Below are 2,570 nucleotides of genomic sequence, written 5' to 3'. Positions count from 1 at the left end.
CATATCATTTAATAATGAAAACACAGGAAGACTTGAATGTTACATAGCTCTTGGCGGAAGTATAAGTACTTTGGTAGGTGCAGTAGGTGCTAAATTAGCTGGAGTACTTGCAGCAGCAACATTAGATGCATTGAAAACTATTGCTGTGGTATTCGCTGCGATGGCTGTAACGGTTGCTATCATAGCATCTGTAAATGCATATGGTGGCTACGCTGGTATATATTTAGGTTTTGAAGATGGATGGTTTAACGTTCCATATCCTATATTTTCCTATAATCCCTTACCAAGCAGTTTTACGGATATGGTAAACTGTCAACCGATAAATCTATAGGTGTAAAAAATGAATGAAAATAAATTAGAAATTCAAAATAAAGCACATAAAAAGCGAATTCCCAATAATTTTATATTATCATTGATATTAATCACTACTATTTTTGAAGGATATGTGGCATATAGGGCATATTTAGGTCATGTTAATAATGCATACCTCGCAAATATTTCTTTAATAGTGGTTTTTATCGAATTATTATATGTTATTATGGTACTGCGTTATCATATAAAAAGAAAGGTTTAACAAAATGTGATAATAATTACAATCATCCTATGAGCAATAAAACTCCAACGTTGAGGGAGGTCATGAATTGTACAATAATTACATAGTTTCGTGAAACCTGAAATCAGAAGGTAATCCATCGGATAAGTCCTGAAAAATGGCATTATGGAGATTTCTTCCATGAAATCCTCCATAAGAGGTTAGGAACGCCTCTATGTTCCGGTTAGATAATTATACAAATAAAGGTGTGTCCCAATCGCACGTAGACAGGGATGTGTGCAAAGGGAGCACTGATACCCCTAAAGAGACAACGCTGTAACCGACAGTGACCTTAGGACTTAGTAATAGGTTCTCGGAAAACGTCCGTATCGTGAGGAATGAGGGCGAATACAAAGCAAGGGTGAGAGCCTCCAATCTTTTGTGGTCGAGAGTATGCCAGTGTGTATCAATCCATGAGGGATTACTATAAAATATTACGGAATATTTAAATATATATATCATATAATAGAATTATGGAAAATGATGATTCCGAACAAAACGAGCCATTAAGCAGGTTTACAACGCTCCCGGAGAGGATATCCGTAAGGTTGCACAAGCAACTTATGCCCGGAGAAACTATTGAGTTTACGCTGAGATCTGTGGTTGGATCCCATACCGAGGGGGGATTTGGAGGAGTTAAACCGGGATTTTCATTTGGTTCAGCAAGAAGTGGGCATGTCCAAAATGATCAGATGGGACACCCATGGCTGATAATTACAAATCAACGCTTGATACTGGTTTCAAAAGGTCTGATTAGTTTTGAAACAAGAACCTTTCGGTTTGATCAGATAAATTCTGTGGAGTTGCAACAGGGTGTACTATCGGATAAACTACTGATTCAGGGAATGGGTGTAAGGGAGGTTTGGGAGTTCAGACGTAAATTGAGAGAACTGTCAGAAAAAGGTGCAAAATACATTCAGGATAAGATAAATAAATCTATGGGTGACAAGAATTCACAACCGTCCGGTGGGGATCCTATGAACGAACTTAAGGTAAGACTCGCAAAAGGTGAGATAACAATGGATGAGTTTAATAAGTTAAAAGACGCACTAAAATAATAAATTTACGAGTAAATTAACAGGAAAGCTCCGATCTTTGGAGGGGGGATGAATTGAGACTGTTTTGTCGGGAATGACCCAGTATGCATACTGAGGAAAACTTTCTGTTACTCACCGAGATACATTATGAACTAGACTTTTGCATTAATTATATTCACACTTAACAATTTAATATTGAAATTCGAAACGGTTAAGAATTTGCCGTGCGTTTGTGTGACATATGGAAATCCCAGTAGTGAAGAACCGAGAAATTCTTGATGGACTTTTGATCAATTACAGATCAGCATTTCCTGAAATCAGACAGTTCAGGCACTTCTCTGAACTAATCTCTGTCTTGAATAATTCAGAGAAAAGAAGCGTAGCCCATCTCAACTCCATCATATCAGATCATGCGAATCAGTCGAACATGAACAGGTTTCTTTCCTCCAAAATAGATGAGGATCTCATATTCCACTGAAACGTCAATCCTATCAACACCATGGGGGAGGAAAGAATAAAGAAGATGCGGGGTGGATATCTGATCGCTTCACTGGAAGTTAAAAAAAACCCCTCTAACCTGTTATAAATTGATAAAAATATGCAAACCGATGCTATATTGTAACATTTTAAACTGGCGCAAGCCATGTAAAGGAAGGGAGATGCTGATGAATAATTCACTACCCTGTTCAGTATACACAAAAGAACTGGTGGAATATGCAAACAGAATAAGAGATGCCCAGAGATTGTTGTCGGAAAGTAAATTGATCAAAATTTTTACAACTAAATGAGCAAGAAAGCCACTGAACCTACGATGTGGATGAATTAGGAAATGATTATATCTATTCATGCAAGGAAGAATCAGAAGTTAATCCATTGGATAAGTCCTGAAAAATGGCATTATGGAGATTTCTTCCATGAAATCCTCCATAAGAGGTTAGGAA

4 protein-coding genes are annotated in these 2,570 nt (G+C 37.3%); all 4 read left to right on the top strand.

Annotation, left to right across the window (positions count from 1 at the left end; genetic code table 11):
* Positions 1 to 331: hypothetical protein (locus AMDU4_RS05950; RefSeq protein ID WP_290704358.1), on the top strand; the 331-nt coding region annotated here is incomplete at its 5' end.
* A gap of 9 nt (positions 332 to 340) precedes the next feature.
* On the top strand, positions 341 to 574 hold the full coding sequence (locus tag AMDU4_RS05945; protein ID WP_021786893.1) for a hypothetical protein: 234 nt from the start codon (positions 341 to 343) through the stop codon (positions 572 to 574).
* Positions 575 to 1,065: 491 nt separating this feature from the next.
* Positions 1,066 to 1,650: a PH domain-containing protein gene (locus AMDU4_RS05940; protein WP_021787077.1), complete on the top strand. Its 585-nt coding sequence runs from the start codon at positions 1,066 to 1,068 to the stop codon at positions 1,648 to 1,650.
* Positions 1,651 to 1,870: 220 nt separating this feature from the next.
* Positions 1,871 to 2,107, top strand: a complete 237-nt coding sequence (locus AMDU4_RS05935; protein WP_021786795.1) for a hypothetical protein — start codon at positions 1,871 to 1,873, stop codon at positions 2,105 to 2,107.
* Positions 2,108 to 2,570: the final 463 nt, after the last annotated feature.

The sequence above is a fragment of the Ferroplasma sp. Type II genome, assembly GCF_000496155.1.
This window is presented reverse-complemented; position numbering and strand designations above follow the sequence as displayed.

Excerpts from the sequence above, each read along its gene's own strand:
- AMDU4_RS05945 (WP_021786893.1), top strand. The coding sequence starts at position 341 with ATGAATGAAAATAAATTAGAAATTCAAAATAAAGCACATAAAAAGCGA.
- AMDU4_RS05935 (WP_021786795.1), top strand. The coding sequence starts at position 1,871 with ATGGAAATCCCAGTAGTGAAGAACCGAGAAATTCTTGATGGACTTTTG.
- AMDU4_RS05940 (WP_021787077.1), top strand. The coding sequence starts at position 1,066 with ATGGAAAATGATGATTCCGAACAAAACGAGCCATTAAGCAGGTTTACA.